Raw genomic sequence first — 2,233 nt, 5'->3', positions numbered from 1 at the left:
CGGGGCGACGAATGTGCCTCTCGTCGAGACCGAGAAGTACGTCGAGGCGGGGCTGTGGAAGACCGTCGGCACCCTCGAGGAGCTCGCCGAGCAGATCGGTGTGCCTGCCGAGTCCCTGAAGGCCACGGTCGCCCGGTGGAACGAGCTGGCTGCGAAGGGCGTCGACGAGGACTTCGATCGCGGTGGCGAGCCGTACGATCTGGCCTTCACCGGCGGCGGTTCCGCGCTGGTTCCGATCGAACAGGGACCCTTCCACGCGGCGCAGTTCGGCATCTCGGACCTCGGTACCAAGGGCGGGTTGCGGACCGACACCGTCGGTCGTGTGCTCGACGGCAACGGCGAACCGATCCCCGGGCTGTACGCGGCGGGCAATACGATGGCCGCACCCAGCGGCACCGTCTATCCCGGCGGCGGTAATCCGATCGGCACGAGCGCGTTGTTCGCGCACCTGTCCGTGATGGACGCGGCGGCACGCTGACACACATACGACCGGGCCCGGAAGGATACGCAGGTATCCTTCCGGGCCCGGTGCCGTGTCAGGGGCGGGTGACGGCGAAGTCCGCTGTCATGAACGGATATCCGTCCTCCACGGTCGTCGCGACCGCGAATCCGTGCCGGTTGACTCCTTCGATGTGGGTACCGTCGCCGTTCGCGACGCCCGTGCCGTAGTTGTTGGCCATAAGCGCTACCGTCGCGTCGCCGGGCATCGTGTAGCCGATCCGGATTCCGAATCCTCGGCGATCGGTGCTGCTCGCCGACACCGTCTCCGTCGAGCGGGCCGGAACCACGGTGGCCGGCTCGTCCACCCACCTCCCGTAGGGATTGTCCTTCGACGTGAGCACCATCGGTGCGTCGGTGTCGTTGCGGATCGTCACCGAGATGGTGGGCCCGTCGGGGGATGGCGAATCGGCTGCGGCGGTGGCCGGCGCGGTGAGTGCTGCCGCGACGGTGAGAGCCGCGGCGGCGACAGCGCGGGTGCGGTACTTCATTCTGCTCCTGCGATTGACGACTCGGGTTCTGACCGGTCGCCGAAGTGTACCCGTCGGTAGCCTGACGCGTAAGCCTTCGACGATCAGGCCGGGACCAGGTCGCTGACCTCGGCGACGAGCTCCAGCGAGCGCAGCCAGGCGTCGCGTCCGGGGGCCGAGGAGACGACGATCAGTTCGTCGGCCTGCGCGTGTTCGGTGAAGCGGTCGAGGTAGTCGCGCACCTGGCCGGGAGTGCCCACGGCGGTGTACCGCAGCATCTCGAGCACCTGCATCCCGGCGGGGGAGTCGAGCAGCATGTCGATCTCCTCGTCGGTGAAAGTGCGTCCGCGTCCGACCATCTGTACGACCCGCGAGCGCTTGGCCGCCTCGAACAACGACAGCGCTTCCTCGGTGCTGTCGGCGGCGATGACGCCGACGCCGGCGATGACGTAGGGCTCCGGATGCTCGGGGGAGGGCTGGAACTCGCGGCGGTACAGCTTCACCGCGTCCTCGAGCGCCTGCGGAGCGAAGTGCGATGCAAATGCGTACGGAAGCCCCAGCAACGCAGCGAGTTTCGCGCCGAACAGCGACGATCCCAGGATGTACAGCGGAACGTCGGTGCCCTTACCGGGAATCGCGTCGACCCCCGGTATCCGCGACTCGCCCTTCAGATACGCCTGCAGTTCGAGGACGTCCTGCGGGAAGCTGTCGGCCGACGTCGGGTCGCGTCGCAGCGCCCGCATGGTCTTCTGGTCGCTGCCCGGCGCGCGCCCGAGACCGAGATCGATGCGGCCCGGATGCAGCGTGGCAAGGGTGCCGAACTGTTCGGCGATGGTCAGCGGCGAATGGTTGGGCAGCATGATGCCGCCCGCGCCGAGACGGATCGACGAGGTGTGCGCGGCGACGTGCGCGATGAGCACGCTCGTCGCCGACGAGGCGATCGTCGGCATGTTGTGATGCTCGGCGTACCAGATGCGCCGGTAGCCCCACTGCTCGGCGAGCCGGGCCATCTTCACGCTGGCGTCGAAGCTCTCGCGGGCGGTCTCACCCTTGCCGATGTGGGCGAGGTCGAGGATGGAGAGGGGAACGGTCACCGGTGATCCTTCGCGTCGGGGCCCGGTATCGGCCGCCGGGCACACCCCCGGATCAACCTCCACCGGTGACCGTCTATTCCCGTCATCCGCGGTCGAAACCGCCGTAGGTGCCCTGGAAGAACAGCAGGGGGCCGTTGGTGTGCAGCGACGTCAGCCCGGTGACCCGTGCCA

The 2,233-nt window shown here is 68.3% G+C and carries 3 protein-coding genes; 1 reads left to right on the top strand and 2 read right to left on the bottom strand.

Annotation, left to right across the window (positions count from 1 at the left end):
• The coding region (locus tag R1101_RS0121825) for an FAD-binding protein (protein WP_157179196.1) at positions 1 to 478 on the top strand (478 nt) is incomplete at its 5' end.
• 58 nt (positions 479 to 536) lie between these two features.
• Here the strand turns inward: R1101_RS0121825 and R1101_RS0121820 are convergent.
• Together R1101_RS0121820 and R1101_RS0121815 are read right to left on the bottom strand one after the other, a co-directional pair.
• The gene (locus R1101_RS0121820; RefSeq protein ID WP_016935365.1) at positions 537 to 989 is read right to left on the bottom strand and encodes a hypothetical protein; all 453 of its coding nucleotides are present in this window, start codon (positions 987 to 989) and stop codon (positions 537 to 539) included.
• Between the two features lie 83 nt (positions 990 to 1,072).
• Positions 1,073 to 2,062: an LLM class flavin-dependent oxidoreductase gene (locus R1101_RS0121815; protein ID WP_016935364.1), complete on the bottom strand. Its 990-nt coding sequence runs from the start codon at positions 2,060 to 2,062 to the stop codon at positions 1,073 to 1,075.
• Positions 2,063 to 2,233 lie beyond the last annotated feature (171 nt).

It is taken from the genome of Rhodococcus sp. R1101 (assembly GCF_000278445.1).
GTDB classification, from domain to species: Bacteria; Actinomycetota; Actinomycetes; order Mycobacteriales; family Mycobacteriaceae; genus Rhodococcus; species Rhodococcus gordoniae.
Note: the sequence above shows the minus strand (reverse complement) of the source record. Positions and strands in the feature narration are given on the sequence as shown.